Consider the following 16,672-nt stretch of genomic DNA (forward strand, 5'->3'; position numbering starts at 1 on the left):
AACAGATCAGGCAGCCAAACGTGCCGCCGCCCGGCAGCCATCCATCAGGAAGGAAAGATCGAGCACCAGCACCAGTTCGCCTTCGGCTGAACGCGCCGTGCCGGTAATGCCGGCGACGATCATCGCCGTCAGCGGCTTGATCACCATTTCCGCCGTACCTTCGACTTTATCCACTGCCAGGATATAGGGCTGTGGCGCGGCGATCACGATGCCGATGCGTTCTTCCGACTGTTCATAACCCAAGGTCTGGCCGAGCGAGCGTACCGGCAGCGGCCGGCCCTGGTCGCGCATGACTGGCGCGCCGCCGACCGCCTCGAATTCTTCCGGAAGCTGGACGACACGCTCGACCACGCTCATCGGCATCGCCAGCGCCGCGCCGGAGGTGCGCACCAGCATGGTCGGCACGATCGACAGTTCAATCGGCAGGCGGATCGAGAAGCAGGTGCCCGCGCCGAGGGTGGATTCGATGGTGATGGTGCCGCGGTGTTTTTCCACGGCGGTTTTCACCACATCCATGCCGACGCCACGCCCCGAGACGCTGGACGCCACTTCCTTGGTGGAGAAGCCGGGCAGGAAAATCAGTTGCAAGGCTTCTTCCTGAGTCTGGGCCATCGCATCGGAGATCAATCCCTTGGACAGCGCCTTGCTGCGGATGACTTGCGGGTCCATGCCCTTGCCGTCGTCGGCGACCTGGATCATGACGCTGTTGGCTTGCTGCCAGGCGCGCAGGAAAATCGTGGCCCTGGCTGGCTTGCCGGCGGCGACCCTGTCGGCGGCATTTTCAATGCCATGATCGAGAGAATTGCGAAGCATGTGCACCAGCGGATCATAGAGACTGTCCACCACCACGCGATCCACCTCGGTTTCCGCGCCTTCGATGGTCAGATCGACTTCCTTGCCGAGGTCACGCGCCAGTTCACGCACCATGCGCGGGAATTTCTGGAACAGGCGGCCGACCGGCTGCATGCGGGTCGACAGGGTGGCGCGCTGCAACTCGGTCGAGTAACGCGAGGCGCGGCCCAGGGTTTCGGCCAGGGTGCTCATCAGCGTCGCGGCAGCGCCATCGAACTTGAATTGCATGAGTTTTTCGAGCAGTACGCTGGCCTGGTTGGCAGCCTGCACCGATTCACCCGCGACTTCCAGCAAGGCGTCAAGCTTGACGGCGTCGATGCGGATGCTCTCATCCTTTGCGGAGCCGGACGTCGCCTTGGCCTCTTTGTCGCCAGCCGGCTTGGCACGCCCGGCCGCGGCGGCTGGCGCATCGGTGGCGGCAGCCTTGGCGCCAGAGTTGGCATTATTCCCGCCGGTTGCCGTGCTAGCGGCCGGTCGCGGCGGCGCCAGCTCGGCGGGAACCACGGCGTAATACAGCGCTTCCCAATCCAGGCCGTCGGCTGTGCCGGCGGCGCCGATTGCCGGTTCGGCAGCCTGCGGCGCGGCGGCATCAAGCGCTACGGCAGCACTGGCGGCGCCCGCTGGCACGGCTTCTGTCTTGCCTTCAATCGCCTGGTTCAGCAAATCCTTGAGTTCGTCCGGCATTGCTGCCAATGCGGACGGATCGGTGCCATCGGAGAGTTCATTCAACTGGTCGGCAACGAAACCGCTGGCCTGCAGCGCCGCTTCGATCGCCAGCGGCGTGACCGGCACCTTGCCGGTGCGCAGGCCGTCGAACAGGTTTTCCGTCAGGTGGCAGGCGGACACCATCGCCTGCAGGTTCATGAAACCGGCGCCACCCTTGATGGTGTGGAAGGAGCGGAACAGCGCGTTGAGCGTGTTCGCATCATCCGGGTTCTTTTCCAGACTCAGCAGGTGTTCTTCGACGTTCGTCGCGAGGTCGAGCGCCTCGACGACGAATTCCTTGAGCATCTCGTCCATTAGAAGCCGAGACCTTCCAGCAGGCTATCGACATCGTCCTGCCCCAGCGCATTCTGGGACGGGCCCTGCATCAGCGATTCCGGGCTTTCCTTGAGCGTTTGCACCACTTCCGGCGGGGCGTTGTCCAGCAATAGCTGCGCCAGTTCGTTTTCCACCTTTTGCGTGATGCCGACGATTTTCTTGATCAGCTGGCCGGTAATGTCCTGGAAATCCTGCGCCATCATGATATCGAGCAGGCGCGCCTTTTCGGTTTCGGTCGCAGCAGCGACTTTTTGTGCAAACTCCTTCGAGTCTGTAGCCAGCAGGCGGAACTCCTCGACACTCATATTGCCTTCGAAGAGCTGGTTCCAGCGGCTGTCCATGTCCAGGGCGTTTTTCAATACAACTTCCTGCTCGGGAATGCCCTGGTCGATGGTGTTCAGCACGCGGTTGGCTGCCTGTTCGGTGAGCGAAGCGATATGTTCCAGGCGGCTCTGGGCATCGGTGATTTGGCTGGCGGCGTCGGAGAGCGTGCGGTCGTAACCGAGTTCGCGCAAGGAGTCGTGCAGCAGGCGCACGATGCCGCCCAGGCGCTCGTACATCGGCTTATCCTGCTTGTTCTGGCTATCGTAGGCGATGTCCGCGGCTACCTTGTCCTCGGCGGCCGGAGCAGGGGCTGCCTGTCCTGCCTGCGCCTCGGCGGCAGTCTGCGCGCGTTGCGCCGACACTTCTTCAAACAGTGCGTCAAGGTCGTCAGTCATAGCCAGTACATCTCCAGTGAATGGGCATGCCGTCGGTGCCAGCGATAATCGATCACGTCCTGGACTTTACGTAAAGGAACAGGACAACACAGCAAGACGGCGGATATTATTGATTGTTAGCAATAATACCGAAGAATTTCCCACGATGGGCAACGGATTCGCGAATCCGTCGCAAATGTGCAAGCGGCAGCCTCATTCTTGCTGATTTGACTAGCCTGCGTCGGGCGTCGTACACTCCTGCGGTTCTGGTGCCCACGCGTTATTCCAACGCGTAGTTAAACGGGAAACATGGAACTCCGGTCCGCTTTTCTACAGGACCGTAGTCAACGTGTGCTGCCCCCGCAACGGTAAGCAAGCGTACGGCATTGCCGTACCGGCCGCTCTACATAGCCACTGTGCCGTCAGGCATGGGAAGGTGAAGCGGTCTGTCTTGTCAGCCCGGATACCGGCCAGAACAGGTGAAAGTGCTGCGAACGGGGAATTTCGCGAACATGGATCGACGTGCCTGTCATTGGCGCGTCCGCCTTTGGTATGGCGATTTCCATCCCGTTTCTGTCTTTTGTGGAATCCGGCCCGCGGGGAGGCTGGCCGGAGAGCTTTTTTCATTCAATATCATGACAATTTGTTATACCGGTCCGGTTACTTTCCCCCGGAACCGACTCGCCCGCGCTCATTCCCAGTCCTCATCCGCATCGCGCCGCCTGAAGGCGTTGGCGACGCTGGTGCCGCTCTTGTTTGCCAATGAGTTGCATGCCCAGCAATCCATGGCTCCGGTAGTGGTCACCGCCACGCGCTTCGAGTCGCAGGCTGCGGAATTCCCGATTGCGGCCCAGGTGCTGACGGCCGACGACATCCGCAACAGTTCGGCGACCACGCTGGTCGAAGTCCTGAGCAAAATCGGCGGCGTCCATACCCGCAACAGTCTGACCGGCTTGCCTGATGCGCCGCTGGATCTGCGCGGCTTCGGCGTGACTGCCAGCCAGAATACGCTGGTGCTGGTCAACGGCCAGCGTCTTTCCGAGAATGAAGGGACGGCCGCGCGCATTTCCTCGATCCCGGTCGATTCGATCGAACGCATTGAAATTCTGCGCGGGGCCGGCGCCGTCCTGTATGGCGCGGGCGCTACCGGCGGCACGATCAATATCATTACTCGTTCTCCCATACAGAAAGGAGTAAGTGGCAATGGCCAGGTGCTGGCGGGGAGCTACGGCTTGCGGGATCTGCGTGCCGGCGTGCAGGTTGGCGACGGCAACAAAGGGGTAAGGCTGAACGCTCAGCATTACGAGAAGGATGGTTACCGTGCCAATAGCCGGGCTCGATTCAATACTGCAAGCGGCGAACTACGCTTTGGCGGGCGTGATGAATTCGTCGCTGTCAATTTCAGCGCGGACGATCAGAAATCGCGGCTGCCGGGTATCCGTACCCAGGCGCAGCTTGTCACGGATCCGCGCGGCACTATCACGCCGGATGACTATATCAACAGCGAGAGCCACCTGCTGTCTTTGCGCGGAGAAAAGCGCCTGGGCGCCGTGACGCTGGCAGGAGATATCGTGCAGCGCGAAAAGAAAGGCATGTCATTCGGCTCGATTGCCGGCGCCGGGACCAGCAGCGCGAACACCGACGTGGAAGTCACTTCCTTCTCGCCGCGCCTGTTGTGGGAAGCCGGCACGGCCAGCCTCAATAACAAGCTGACCTTCGGTCTCGACTGGAGCGAGTGGTCCTACTCCAACAAGACGGTCGGCACCGGGTTCCTGTCCAGCCAGGACCAGGTCGGCAGCCAGCAGAACCGCGCCGTGTATGTCCGCGACGAATTGCTGTTCGGGTCCGGCACCCGTCTGAGCCTTGGCGTGCGGCGCGAGAAAGTGAGCCAGAGCGACCAGGATAACCTGACGCCGCGCCCGCGTACTACCACGGAGCCTCGCCTCAATGCGCATGAGATCGCCCTGCAGCAGGATCTTGGCGCAGGCTACTCCGCCTATGGTCGGGCTGGCCGCAGCTTCCGCCTGGCGACCATCGACGAAAACCGTTGCCTGTTCGCGCCGTGTAACCTCACCTTGCTCAAGCCGCAACGCTCCGGCGAGCGCGAAGTGGGCATGCAATGGCGCGCGAAAGACGCTAGCCTGCGTATCGGATTGTTCGACATGGATATCGACGACGAGATCCATTACGAGCCTTACACCGGCATTAACACGAACCTCTCGCCGACAAGGCGGCGCGGACTGGAAATCGAAGGCCGGTTCTCGGTCGCCAAATCGCTCGATCTGGCGGTGCAATATGCCCATACCCAGGCGCGCTTCCGTTCCGGCACATACACCGGTTTCGATGGCGATCTTGGTTTCACGCCGTTCAATGTCGACCTGGCAGGCAAGGATGTGCCGCTGGTGCCGAAAGATCGCCTCAGCCTCAACCTGGGGTGGCAAGCGACCGCTGCGACGCGCCTGACCTACAACTTCACCTATGTCGGCAGCCAGCGCTACGACAATGACCAGGCCAATAATTTCCTGCGCATGCCCAGCTATACGATCAGCGATGTCAAGATCAGTCATGACATTGGCGCCTGGCGCATTGCAGCCGGTATCAACAACCTGTTCGACAAGGCGTACTATACCTACGCAGTGGCGAATATCTCTGCCACGCCTTCGCGTTTCAATGCCTACCCGGAAGATCGGCGTAACGCCTATGTGAGCGCGGAGTACCGCTTTTAATAGCATTCCCCGCGGCGCCGGCTTGCCCAACGCAGCCCGGTGTCGCAAGGGGGAATCCGGATAATGAAGAAACTGGCGATCGTTTTTTTTCTAAGCATGCTGGCATATCTGCCGCCGGGCCTTGCCGAACCGGTCAGGCGCGTGGTGTCGCTGGACTTGTGCACGGACTGGATGCTGACGACGCATGGCAAGCGCGCGGAGATCGCGGCATTGTCGCCGCTGAGCCGTCAATATCCGGCCCCGTGGCAGGATGGCGGCTGGCCTATTCATGACGGATCGCTGGAGCAGATTCTGCAGTTGAAGCCGGATCTGGTCATCACCGGCGAATACAATGCATTGTTGTTGCGCAGCCGGCTGCAGGCCCTTGGCGTGCGCGTCGAGATTCTGCCGCTGCCGAAAAGCCTGGATCAAATCGTCACTTATGAAAAGCGCTTGCTGGATTTGCTCGGGCTGCCTGCCGCCAGGGCCAGTGTGCCCATAGCCGCAACCGGCACGCCTGTTCGCCGCAAGCGCTTGCTGCTGTTAGGCCCTAATGGCATCGGCACGGGGCGAAACAGTTTTGAAAACGATATCCTGGAGCGTGCCGGCTGGTCGAATTACCTGCCCGAAGAAGGACAGATTCGCCTGGACCTGGAGACGATCGTACTTGACCCGCCGGAAGCCATCCTGTGGACTGGTTCCGAGGGAAATGCGCTGGCCAACCAGTTCGCGCAGCATCCGGTCCTGAAACACGCGGTGCCCCCGGAGCGCTGGCTTACGACGGAATACTGGCGCTGGCAATGTCCCGGTCCATGGACGTGGGACCTGATCCGGCAGTTGAATGCATGGCTAAACTGATCACTCCTTTATTGCTGTTGTTGCTGATGCTGGTGGCAGGGATTTCTCTGCTTACCGGTTCCGCGCCAGTGCCGGTACTGTCCGGGCTGTTCGACTGGATAACGGGGCAGCAGAGCGCGGCCGCCATTATCGTCGGCGAGATCCGGCTGCCGCGTACGCTGCTGGCGATCGCGGTCGGTGCGGCGCTCGGCATGAGCGGCGCGGCCTTGCAGGGGCTGTTGCGCAACCCGCTGGCTGATCCGGGCCTGACAGGCGCCAGCCAGGGCGCTGCGCTCGGCGCCGCCGCCGTTTTCTATTTTGGCCTGTTTCCGGCTGCGGGCGCTGCCGCACCGGCGCTAGCCGGCCTGGCGGGGGCGGCTGTCGCGCTCGGTCTGATGCTTGGTCTGGCAGGGTCTTCCCGGCCTTCGATGGTCATCATGGCCGGGCTCGCCATCTCTACATTGACCGGGGCGGCCCTGGCGGCGGTGCTGAACTTCGCGCCGAATCCCTTCGCCATGCAGGAGCTGGTATTTTGGCTGCTCGGTTCTGTGGCCGAGCGCGGACTGGATCAGCTGCTTCTATTGGCGCCGGCGCTGCTGGCCGGAGGCTTGCTGATCTGGAGCCAGCGGCGGCTGCTGTATGGCCTGAGCCTCGGCGAAGAAGTGGCGGCAAGCATGGGCTTGTCGACTACGAACGGCAGCAGGCTGGTCGTCCTCGGCGCCGCGCTTCTGGTCGGAGCATCGGTGGCGGTCGCGGGGAGCATCGGTTTTGTCGGATTGCTGGTGCCGCATTTGATGCGTCCCCTGGTCGGCCATCGTCCCGACCGCCTGCTGCTGCCTTCCGCGCTGGCTGGCGCTGCTTTGGTCTGCCTTGCCGATATCGTCGTGCGACTGCTGCCGGCAGGCCAGGAAATCAAGCTTGGCGTGCTGACTTCCCTGATCGGCGCGCCGTTTTTCATCTGGCTGGTATGGAAGGATCGCAAACGATGGCTTTGATCAGCGTGCGCAACCTGCATGTCGGCGAGCGCATCGCCGATGTATCGTTTGCACTGGAGCGCGGCGACATGCTGGGCGTGATCGGTCCCAATGGCGCGGGCAAATCGACCTTGCTCAAAAGCCTGGCCGGCATTCTCGACTATCGGGGCGAAATCGATTTCGACGGACATGCAGTCGATGCCATGTCGCCGCGCCAGCGGGCTCAAGGCATTGGCCTGTTGCCGCAGTCCGGAGAAAGCGCCTGGTCGCTGAACGTGGAAGACGTCGTGGCGCTCGGGCGCTTGCCCTGGGGCGATCAGGATGCGGAGGCGATTCGCGTCGCCGTCAATCAGGCTGGGGTGAATGAACTGCTGGGCCGAAAGGTGGACCAGCTTTCCGGCGGCGAACGCGCGCGCGTCTGGCTTGCACGGGTGCTGGCGGGGCACCCAAAACTGCTGCTGGCCGACGAGCCGATCGCCAGCCTCGACCTGTATTATCAGCGCAGCGTGATGGAGGTATTGAGGCTGTACGCGAATGCAGGCCAAGGCGTGATCCTGGCGATCCACGATCTTGCACTGGCAGCGCGTTATTGCGACAAGCTTTGCCTCCTGCATCATGGCCGTGTGCATGCATGGGGGACGCCGGATAAGGTCCTGACGGATGCCAATCTCTCGGAAGTGTTCAGGATTCCCGTCCACGTCGACCTGCAGGCAAGTCCGCCGGTGGTTTCGCCAAGATAAAGTTCCTCATCCATGAGGCTCGGCAGGGTTCAAGATAAGCTTCGCTACCGTTTCATTTGCTATTGCCCGGGCTGTGCAGCATGATGTGCAACTTCTTTTTCACGCTAATCCTGGGCATCGTCCGGCACAGGGTTTTATGAAAGCGTCGTTCCTCAAGTGCGACGGCTAGCCGGACGGTCCCGCTACAATTGATGGCCGGTGTCGTTGCTTCTGCAGGCGACATGTCGGCATTCCTGAAGTTGCAAGGATAGGGAAAGTATGAGTATCACAGGCATTGAATTGAGTACGGAAAATCTGGCGCTGGCGCCGGACGGCCACCGGCTGGTCGACTGCCTGAACTGGCAAGTCAAGCGGGGCGAATTCTGGTGCATCCTCGGGCAAAACGGTGTCGGCAAAAGCAGCCTGCTGTATGCGCTGGGCGGTCTGCTTCCATTGGAATCCGGCAGGGTCTTGCTGGACGGCGTGCCGCTGGCTGAATGGCCGGCGCAAGAACTGGCGTTGAAGCACGGCCTTATGCCGCAACAGCAGGTCGATCACTGTTCCTGCAAGGTGCTGGCAACCGTATTGAGCGGTCGCTTTCCTGATCCCGATGTTATTGGCTCGGGCAACAGTGTGAATCACGCCGTGGCGCACGCCGCGCTGGCGTCTGTGGGCCTGACGCACAAGGCGGACATGGATGTGTCGACGCTCTCGGCGGGCGAGCGGCAACGTGTGGCATTGGCAACGCTGCTGGTTCAGGATCCGGCATTGATGCTGCTGGACGAACCGGTTGCGCATCAGGATGCGTCGCAACAACTGGCGATGATGCGATTCATCCGTGAACTAGCCAGCAAGCATACGGTGATATCGGCTTGTCACGATATCGACCTGGCGGCACGCTTTGCCACCCATGTGCTGGTGCTGGCAGAAGGGCGGCACTGGCTCGGAACAGCGGATGACGTGCTGACGGTCGACATACTGCAGCAAGCCTTCGATTGCCGCTTCGAGTTGAAGGTCAGCGGCAGCGCGCGCAGTTTCATTCCTTACTGATCAACACTACCTGTCACACGAAGCGTTGCGGTTGACATGGGGGGCGCTGAGGTCCCGCCCCGAATCAAGCCGCTTCCGCATCGCGTCGCCGTTGCAGTACGAAGATCGGCTGCGCCCAATGCGTATCCTTTTTCTTCTTGCTGGTGATGAGCGTCAATTCCGACGGATCGTAGACATCGGTATTGTGCGTCAGCGGCGTGGTCATCAGATACTGTGCATCAGTGTTCTTGAGGAACTCGCCAACCAGCTGAATGTTGCGGATATCCAGGTGGGCAAACGGTTCGTCGATGAACACGAAGCCGCCGGAACCTTCATCCGACTTCAGCAAGCCGATCAGCAGGATCAGCGACTTCATCACCTGCTGGCCGCCGGATGCCTCGCCATCGTTCAGGCCGATCGGTCCCTTGCCATCGAACTTGAAGCGCACGTGCAAGCCTGCCTGCGCCAGCAGCAAGTCATCGTTTTCCAGGCGCACCGGATCGGTATGGACTTCGATGCCGGCCAGTTCACCCAGCTCCTTGATGTTGCGGCTGTAGGTCTTGATGGTGTAACGCAGTCGCTCGATGTAGGCACCACGGGCATTGGCAGTGGCTTCGATGGCCCGATTGTTCTGGTAGCGGCGCTCCTCGGTCTCAGCCTGGCGGCCTTGCAGAAGACTCGACAGGCGCACGTACTGGTCGACCACGGTCGAATCGGTTTCCCAGTCGTCACGCGCCAGATCGACAGCGAGATGCTTCAGGCGGAGTTCGACCTGATGCGCATTCTGGTGTTCTTCCACCAGCGCCTGGCGGCGTGCCGGATTGCGCCAGGAATGCGGCAAATGGCGCCAGGTCTTGCGCAACTCGACCAGCTTGCCGGCATGACCGGCGCGCTCCTCCTCGTAGCGCTTGTTTGCGGTGCGGACATGCGAGTCGGCGTCGGCTAGCGCGCGCTTGGCGTACTGCCAGTTGTTGTCGGCCAGCGTGCGTTCCTCGGTGGCCTTCTTGGTCAACGGGAATAGCTCTCCCAGGCGGCTGCCGACTTCCATGCGTGCCGCTTTCAACGGTGCGGCATTGCGCTCGGCTTCCTCGAATTCAGCCTGGCGTGCGACCAGCTCCTTGGCTGCGTCGACGCCGGCAATGCGTGCTTTCAGTGCACTCACTTCGCCGGCCAGCTTGCCGATTTTTAGGGTCAGCTGATCTTCCTGCGCTTCCAATTTTGGCAGCGATGCCTGCAATGCGGCGAGGCGCAGCATACGGCCGGCATCGCCGAAGCGGTAGCGCGACGGCTCGACAAACAGCGAGCGGCCACCGCGACGCTCGCGATGATAGGCTTCCGGCGTGATCCATTCTTCGTTGTTCGACAGCTTCGCGCCGGCTTCCACCGAATCCACGCGCGTGATGCGCGCCAGCTGTTCGATCAGCCAGCCCGGTGCCGGCGCGGTAAAACGCACCGCCGACAGCAGGCTCTTGTCCTTGACTTCAGGCGCTTTCACGCGGTCGGCAACAATGAAGTGGCCGTAGCGTTCCTTTTCCGCGATGCGATACGCGCCTGCCGTGTCGCGTGCACTGGCCAGCAGGACCACCGAGGTATAGCCGCGCAAGACGCCTTCGACCGCGCCTTGCCAGCGCGAGTCGGTGACTTCGACGATATCCGGCAGCATGACGTGCTCGATCTTGGCATCGTCCAGCGCGCGGCGCATCGAACGCACGTTTTCCGGATCGGGCAGGGCGGACTTGCTTTCCAGCGCCGCGATTGCCGAGCGGTCGGCGGCAATGCGTGAAGCCAAGGCATCGCGCTCCTGGCGCAGCCGCATGTACTCGGCTTCTTTCTGCTCCAGCTCTGTCGCGACATCGGCAATGTCGGCGCCGGCATCCGCCGCCAGTTTCTGCAGGCGGGCTTTTTGTTCAAGCATGCTTTCCAGCGGCTTGAGCTTGGCATTGATATCGTTCAGGCGCTGTTCCAGCACCGCTTTTTCTTCTTCCAGCGCGGTTTCCTGCTGATGCGCGGCGCTCACCGCGGCGGCACGCTGTGCCACTTCGGCACGCTTGTCCGACAATTGCGCATCCTGATTCGACAGCGTTGCCCGTGTCTCGCGCAGGGCGGCGCTGGTCACTGCCGCCTTTTCGCGAATCTCGTGATACTGCAGCGTCGGCAAAATTTCTTCCTGCAAGTCGCGCTGTTCCTTCACCAGGCCTTCCCACTGGTGGAAATTGGCCGCGCGCAGGCGCAAGCGCTCCTGGTTCGTCTGCGCCGATTCCAGTTCCGCCTCGAAGCGTTGCAACTCCGTTTCCGTGTCGCGTTGATGCTTCTTGGCTTCGTCGTACGCATCCAGCACTTCCTTGTCGCCGAAAACCTGGAAAACCAGATCCAGCAACTGGCGCGGCGCGTATTCGCACAATTTGTCGGTCTCACCCTGTTCCAGCGCTAGCACTTTGGCCATTGCTTGCGACAGACCTGCGCCGGCCAGGCGCTTGCGATAGGCGTCCAGGCCCAGCCAATCGCTGGCATCCTGCACTTCCTCGATATCGACGACGCCGCCGCGCATCAGGTACTGGCGCTTCCAGTCGCCGCCATTCTTCTGGATCTGGCAAAACAGCGTGACTTCATCCTCGCTGAAAAAACCGGAACCGCGGAATGGCCGGTTCGACAGCTGGCGGCCAACCGCGCGGTTGTCGACCACTGCGCGCAGCCAGGAAATCTGCTGGCCGGCATGACGCGCATAATGCTTGTACGAGCGCCCCATCGAGCAATCCAGGCCGAACAGCGTGCGCAAGGCGTCGAGCAGCGTGGTCTTGCCGGAGCCGTTCTGGCCGGCGATGGTGATGATCTTGGCATCGAGCGGAATGTTCTTGACGCGCTGCCAGTAGTCCCAGTGGACCATCTCCAGGGATTTGATATGAAACATGAGCGGGTCCTTATTCCTGGTCTTGTTCTGCAGCTTGCGGGAAGGCGATGACTTCCGCTTCCTTCGGTAGCGGGCGATGGAAGATATCCGACAGCGCACCGTTGACGATACGGTCCTTGAGAGCATCGGTATCCATCATCAGGTCGAGCAGCGGCCCTTCCATGATCATGTCGCCGCGCCGTTCGATAAAGCCGAGCTTGGACAGCTGGCCGAGGTTCATGTCCATGCGCGTTTTCTTGCCGAGCTTGTCGCCGAAATCGGCCAAGAGCGCACGGTAGGAAATGCCCATCGAGGCATCTTCGGCGCGCGGCATCGGTTTGTCCTTGCCAAACATGTCTTCCTGATCTTCCAGCGCGGCCTGGTGGGCTTCCTGGCGTTCGCGCTTGGGCAGGATGATCAATGCCCATAGAACCACCAACAGCGCCACGCCGTCGCGCGCAAGGCCCAGGTTATTGTTTTGCCAGACTTCGCGCGAACCGAAGATCTTGGGCTCGATTTCACGCGTCAGCGCCAGGGTGACATTGTCGGCATAGACATTGTCGAGAAATTTCATGCCGCAGGCAGCCAGACGGTTATCGACTTCCTGGCGGAAGGTTTCATCTGTCAGCGCGCGCTTGACCAGCTTGTTTTCTCGCGCCAGGGTTTGATGCGTCAGCAGCTGCGCGATCAGGATTTGTGCGTCATCAGTCATGTTGTTGCTCGTCTTGTTCGGTTTTCGACGCCAGGGGCGTGAGTGTTGCGGTCGAGATGGCGGCGACGTGCGGATCGTCCAGCTGCACCATGTCGTCCTGCGTGGCAAATTCCAGCGGCAAGCGCGCCATCGCGGCGGTCCCGCCTTGCAGTGCCGCTTCGCTTTCATCGCCCAGCAGCGGCAGCATCGATGCGCGATACGAAGCCACCGCGAACGGCGCAGGCAGAAGCGAGTCGTGCACCGGCGCCGCTTCCTTCACGTCGGCGACAAGGGAGGTCAGGCGGTTGAGCCATTCATTCAGCTCCAGCGATGTCGAGTTCACCTGGCTCTCGGTAACGTGGGCATTTTCACCGGCCGGCAATTCGAAGCGAGGCGTGCTGTTTTTGTCTGCCAGGAGTTCGGTCTCGGCCACGTCGATCATTTCGGAAGGCGTGATGAACATCGGCGTCACGGGCAGGGCAATGGCGCCGCGTGCCAGGCCAGCCAGGTCCTCATGCTGCATCAGCCAGGTCTTGATATCCGTGGTCGTCAGGCCCGACTGGCCCAGATGCACGCGCTGGCGCTCGATCTGATTCAGCGCCCTGGAGAACATGCCCTGCATGTTGAGCAGGGCGCTTTGCGCGAGGCCGATCGCCTGGGCAGCGCGATGGGTGGCGCCGTCGGCCTCCGGATCGCTGGTAATGGATTGCAGGATTTGCGAGCCCTTGTCCACCCAGTCGCAGGCGGTGTTCCATTTTTCCTGGGCCGCGCGCAGGCGGAATTCAGAACCCGAGGCGATGGCATCGCGGAATTCTTCGGTGAGGTCGACCATGCGGCCCAACAGGTGGTGCAGCTGGTCGGCGGTGATGCCGCCTACCGCCTGCGAGCCGGCCACCTGCGACAGCAGAAAGCCCATGTCGGCCTTGTTTTCTTCCTCGGACAGGGCGATGAGGCTGTCGACTGCGGACAGGACGTTACGCGCAATCGGCGTGATGCGGTAGACGCCGTTGGCGGCATCCCAGTTCAACAACTGGTGCGAACGCAGGCGGGCAAGCACGGTTTCGAGGCTATCCGGCTCAAGATAGCCGAGCTTGGTATTGATGTCGGCACGCGTCAGCGCCCCGGCCTGTACATCGGCAGCCAGCTCGCGCAGCACCAGCAGGCGGACCAGCACGCCATCCGATCCGCCATGGAACAGGGCAGTAAAGGCTTGCAGTACCGGTTGCGCGCTTTTCAGGCGGAATACCTGTTCGACGTCATCGGGAGAGATGTTCGGCTTGAAATAGGATTGCAGCGAATCCTGCTGCTCGTCGTCGATCCGTACGGCGGCAGCGTTCGTTATATTTTGCATAGGGGCATTTTAAGGCAATGTCGCCCATTTACAAATTGCTCCGGCGGCTCCGTGATGGGCATTCGCCACTTGCATATTTGAGGCGGACATGCGTAGGCCGGGAGCCGTCGCATCCAAAATCGGCTGGCGGCATCCGGCGGCAGATTTTTTGCCAACCTCATGCTATTCTTGCAAAAAATTTTCAGCAAAATGCCAGCGCGGAATCGCCCAACGAGCGATGGACGCTGTAATCATCAGTCCAGGGAAGCCATGCCAGTCTTTGTCATCGCCAATCCAAAAGGCGGCGTTGGAAAAAGCACCTTCGCCATCAATCTCGCCGGCTATTTCGCCACCCGCGGCCACAAGGTGATGCTCGGTGACGTCGACGTCCAGCAGTCCTCGCGCTCCTGGCTGGCGGTGCGTCCGCCCAATCTCGCGCCCATCGCGGCCTGGGAAGTCAGTGGCGACAATGTCGCCCGGCCGCCCAGGGGCACCACGCACATGGTGCTGGATACGCCAGCCGGTTTCGACGGTACCCGTCTTGATGAAGCGCTGAAGATCGCCGACAAGGTCATCGTGCCGCTGCAGCCCTCCATGTTCGATATCATGGCCACGCAAGCCTTCCTGCAACAACTCATCGCCCGCAAGGGCAAGGCTGAAGTAGGCGTGCTCGGCATGCGCGTCAACAGCCGTACGCGCGCGGCCGACCAGCTGGCTCACTATGTCCGGCACCTTGGCTTGCCGGTGCTGGGCTTCCTGCGCGACACGCAGAATTACGTGCAGCTGGCATCGCAGGGCGCTACAGTCTGGGATGCCGCGCCGTCGCGGGTGGAGAAGGATCTGGAGCAGTGGGAAACTGTCCTGGAATGGGTCAGGAAGTAAGCACGTGAAGCGCAGGGCGCTCTTGGACGAGCCGCTCAGATTTCCAGATTGTCGATCAGACGGGTCGAACCCAGCTTGGCTGCGGCGAGCACCACCAGCGGCTCGTTTTTCTCCAGGTCTTCTGTCGATGGCGCCTGCAAGTCGATGCGACGGCGAACCGATACGTAATCCGGCTTCCAGTGGCGCTGCGCCAGGCTGTCCATCGCTTGCTGCTCCAGTTGCGCAACATTCCTGTTACCTGTCCGAACGCCCTCGGCAATCTGGTTAAGAGTCTGGTACAGCACCGGCGCTTCTGCACGCTCGTCGGCCGACAGGTAACCGTTGCGCGAGGACAGCGCCAGGCCATCTTCCGCGCGATAGGTCTCGGCGCCGATGATTTCAGTCGGCAGAGCGAACTGGCGCGCCATGTTCCGCACGATCATCAACTGCTGGTAATCCTTCTTGCCGAACACCGCGACACGCGGCTGCACGCAGGAAAACAGCTTCATCACGACGGTCGTTACGCCCGTGAAGAAGCCCGGCCGGAATTCCCCCTCCAGGATATTGCCCAGGCCGTCCGGCGGCTGCACGCGGTATTCCTGCGGCTCCGGATACATATCCTTTTCGGTCGGGGCAAACAGCACATATACGCCTTCCTTTTCCAGCTTCTCGGCATCGTCCTGCAGGGTGCGCGGATACTTGTCGAAATCCTCGTTGGGCCCGAATTGCAGGCGGTTGACGAAAATGGAAGCGACCACGGGATCGCCATGCCGGCGCGCCAGGCGCATGAGCGACAAATGGCCTTCATGCAGATTGCCCATGGTGGGCACAAAGGCGGTGCGCAGCTGCCCGCGCAACTGGTCGCGCAATTCTTCGATGGAGGAGACGATTTTCATGGATGCTTCCTGGTGAGGCGGGGCTGCCCAAACGCTCGGACAACACGGAAAAATGGGTTAATCAGGTTGGCGAATAGGCAAGTCTGACATAGATCGGCGCAAAGGCTTCGGCCTGCGTGATTTCAATCAGGGTTTCCTTGGCCAGTTCGAGCAGGGCGATGAAGTTGACCACCACCACCGGCACACCTCTCGATGGATCGAACAGATCGGCGAATTCGACGAACTTGGCCGATTGCAGGCGGCGCAGGATCGCCGACATATGCTCGCGCACGGAGAGTTCTTCGCGGCTGATCTTGTGGTGCTGGGTCAGCTTGGCGCGCTTGAGCACGTCGGCCCAGGCGGCCTGCAGGTCGGTCACCTGGACTTCCGGCCAGCGCGTGACCACGCTTTGCTCGATGTAGATCTGCGTGCGCACGAAATCGCGGCCTACCTGCGGCATGGAATCGAGCTGGAATGCAGCCAGCTTGATTTGCTCGTATTCGAGCAGTCGGCGCACCAGTTCCGCACGCGGATCTTCCGGCTCTGCACCGGGTTCGGCTGGTTTAACCGGCAGCAGCATGCGCGACTTGATTTCGATGAGCATGGCCGCCATCAGCAGATATTCCGCCGCCAACTCCAGATTGTGCAGGCGGATCTGATCGACGTAATCAAGATACTGGCGCGTGACTTGCGCGAGCGGAATGTCGAGAATATTGAAATTCTGCTTACGGATGAGATACAGCAGCAGATCGAGCGGTCCCTCGAAGGCTTCAAGGAAAACTTCCAGCGCATCCGGCGGGATGTAGAGGTCGTTCGGCAGCTGGAACAGCGGCTCGCCATACAGCTTGGCGAACGCCACGCCGTCGATCACATCCGGCGTCGAATCGGCCTGGCCGGGAACCGCCAGTTCTGCCGCATCGCCGGTCGGCTCGACCTTGTGCTGCTCGATCACAGCTTAAACCTTGTTCTGGTAGACGTAAGCCTGTTGCTTGACGCGGGATTCTTCTGCACGCTTGCGGCTGTCCAGGTCGAGCGGGGACTTGTCCCACAACAGGGCGCGGCCGGCGCGCTGCTGTTCTTCCAGCTTCGGATTCTTTTGCTTGAGTTCCTTGATGAAGCGGGTGATGTCGGATTCGTAATGTACGTTGTGCTTCGAGAATGCCATGGAATTTA

14 protein-coding genes and 1 riboswitch are annotated in these 16,672 nt (G+C 61.2%); of the genes, 6 read left to right on the forward strand and 8 right to left on the reverse strand.

The genetic code is table 11. The features are described from left to right. Positions 1 to 6: 6 nt before the first annotated feature. On the reverse strand, positions 7 to 1,872 hold the full coding sequence (locus tag EDC30_RS16620) for a chemotaxis protein CheA (protein WP_132259982.1): 1,866 nt from the start codon (positions 1,870 to 1,872) through the stop codon (positions 7 to 9). Next, positions 1,872 to 2,612 carry a protein phosphatase CheZ gene (locus tag EDC30_RS16625; protein ID WP_132259983.1) on the reverse strand — a complete coding sequence of 247 codons (741 nt, stop codon included), beginning with the start codon at positions 2,610 to 2,612 and terminating at the stop codon, positions 1,872 to 1,874. Before EDC30_RS16625 ends, EDC30_RS16620 begins: the two co-directional genes overlap by 1 nt. A gap of 229 nt (positions 2,613 to 2,841) precedes the next feature. Next, positions 2,842 to 3,080: riboswitch (cobalamin riboswitch) on the forward strand. A gap of 146 nt (positions 3,081 to 3,226) precedes the next feature. Between EDC30_RS16625 and EDC30_RS16630 the strand changes: the two genes are divergently transcribed. The 5 genes from EDC30_RS16630 to EDC30_RS16650 all read left to right on the forward strand — a co-directional run bounded on the left by EDC30_RS16630 (position 3,227) and on the right by EDC30_RS16650 (position 8,876). Then, positions 3,227 to 5,317 (forward strand): TonB-dependent receptor family protein, encoded by a 2,091-nt coding sequence (locus EDC30_RS16630; RefSeq protein WP_165973862.1) that lies wholly within the window; start codon positions 3,227 to 3,229, stop codon positions 5,315 to 5,317. Between the two features lie 63 nt (positions 5,318 to 5,380). Beyond that, the gene (locus tag EDC30_RS16635) at positions 5,381 to 6,154 is read left to right on the forward strand and encodes an ABC transporter substrate-binding protein (RefSeq protein WP_132259985.1); all 774 of its coding nucleotides are present in this window, start codon (positions 5,381 to 5,383) and stop codon (positions 6,152 to 6,154) included. Further along, entirely contained in the window at positions 6,142 to 7,128 is a 987-nt protein-coding gene (locus EDC30_RS16640) for a FecCD family ABC transporter permease (RefSeq protein ID WP_132259986.1), read from the forward strand. Before EDC30_RS16635 ends, EDC30_RS16640 begins: the two co-directional genes overlap by 13 nt. Further along, complete coding sequence (locus EDC30_RS16645) at positions 7,119 to 7,847, forward strand: ABC transporter ATP-binding protein (RefSeq protein WP_132259987.1); 729 nt, start codon at positions 7,119 to 7,121, stop codon at positions 7,845 to 7,847. The genes EDC30_RS16640 and EDC30_RS16645 overlap by 10 nt, the downstream gene beginning before the upstream one ends. A 258-nt stretch (positions 7,848 to 8,105) precedes the next feature. After that, positions 8,106 to 8,876 (forward strand): ABC transporter ATP-binding protein, encoded by a 771-nt coding sequence (locus EDC30_RS16650; RefSeq protein ID WP_132259988.1) that lies wholly within the window; start codon positions 8,106 to 8,108, stop codon positions 8,874 to 8,876. A gap of 64 nt (positions 8,877 to 8,940) precedes the next feature. On the opposite strand, the gene EDC30_RS16655 is transcribed toward EDC30_RS16650, so the two are convergent. The 3 genes from EDC30_RS16655 to EDC30_RS16665 are packed head-to-tail and all read right to left on the reverse strand — an operon-like array spanning position 8,941 to position 13,784. Continuing rightward, positions 8,941 to 11,763, reverse strand: a complete 2,823-nt coding sequence (locus tag EDC30_RS16655) for an ATP-binding protein (RefSeq protein ID WP_132259989.1) — start codon at positions 11,761 to 11,763, stop codon at positions 8,941 to 8,943. A 10-nt stretch (positions 11,764 to 11,773) separates the two neighbouring features. Further along, a complete protein-coding gene (locus EDC30_RS16660; protein ID WP_132259990.1) occupies positions 11,774 to 12,454 on the reverse strand; it encodes a hypothetical protein in 681 nt (226 codons plus the stop codon). Further along, complete coding sequence (locus tag EDC30_RS16665; protein WP_132259991.1) at positions 12,447 to 13,784, reverse strand: hypothetical protein; 1,338 nt, start codon at positions 13,782 to 13,784, stop codon at positions 12,447 to 12,449. The genes EDC30_RS16660 and EDC30_RS16665 overlap by 8 nt, the downstream gene beginning before the upstream one ends. Positions 13,785 to 14,033: 249 nt before the next feature. Between EDC30_RS16665 and EDC30_RS16670 the strand changes: the two genes are divergently transcribed. Next, the gene (locus EDC30_RS16670; RefSeq protein ID WP_132259992.1) at positions 14,034 to 14,645 is read left to right on the forward strand and encodes a ParA family protein; all 612 of its coding nucleotides are present in this window, start codon (positions 14,034 to 14,036) and stop codon (positions 14,643 to 14,645) included. A gap of 35 nt (positions 14,646 to 14,680) precedes the next feature. Here EDC30_RS16670 and panC read toward each other — a convergent pair whose 3' ends face one another. From panC to EDC30_RS16685, 3 genes are all read right to left on the reverse strand, one after another. After that, positions 14,681 to 15,520 (reverse strand): pantoate--beta-alanine ligase, encoded by an 840-nt coding sequence (panC, locus tag EDC30_RS16675; protein ID WP_132259993.1) that lies wholly within the window; start codon positions 15,518 to 15,520, stop codon positions 14,681 to 14,683. 61 nt (positions 15,521 to 15,581) lie between these two features. Continuing rightward, a complete protein-coding gene (locus tag EDC30_RS16680; RefSeq protein WP_207907315.1) occupies positions 15,582 to 16,451 on the reverse strand; it encodes a segregation and condensation protein A in 870 nt (289 codons plus the stop codon). 3 nt (positions 16,452 to 16,454) lie between these two features. Continuing rightward, the gene (locus EDC30_RS16685; protein ID WP_132259994.1) at positions 16,455 to 16,664 is read right to left on the reverse strand and encodes a DUF3460 family protein; all 210 of its coding nucleotides are present in this window, start codon (positions 16,662 to 16,664) and stop codon (positions 16,455 to 16,457) included. Positions 16,665 to 16,672: the final 8 nt, after the last annotated feature.

The sequence above is a fragment of the Paucimonas lemoignei genome (assembly GCF_004342585.1).
Taxonomy (GTDB): Bacteria; Pseudomonadota; Gammaproteobacteria; order Burkholderiales; family Burkholderiaceae_D; genus Paucimonas; species Paucimonas lemoignei.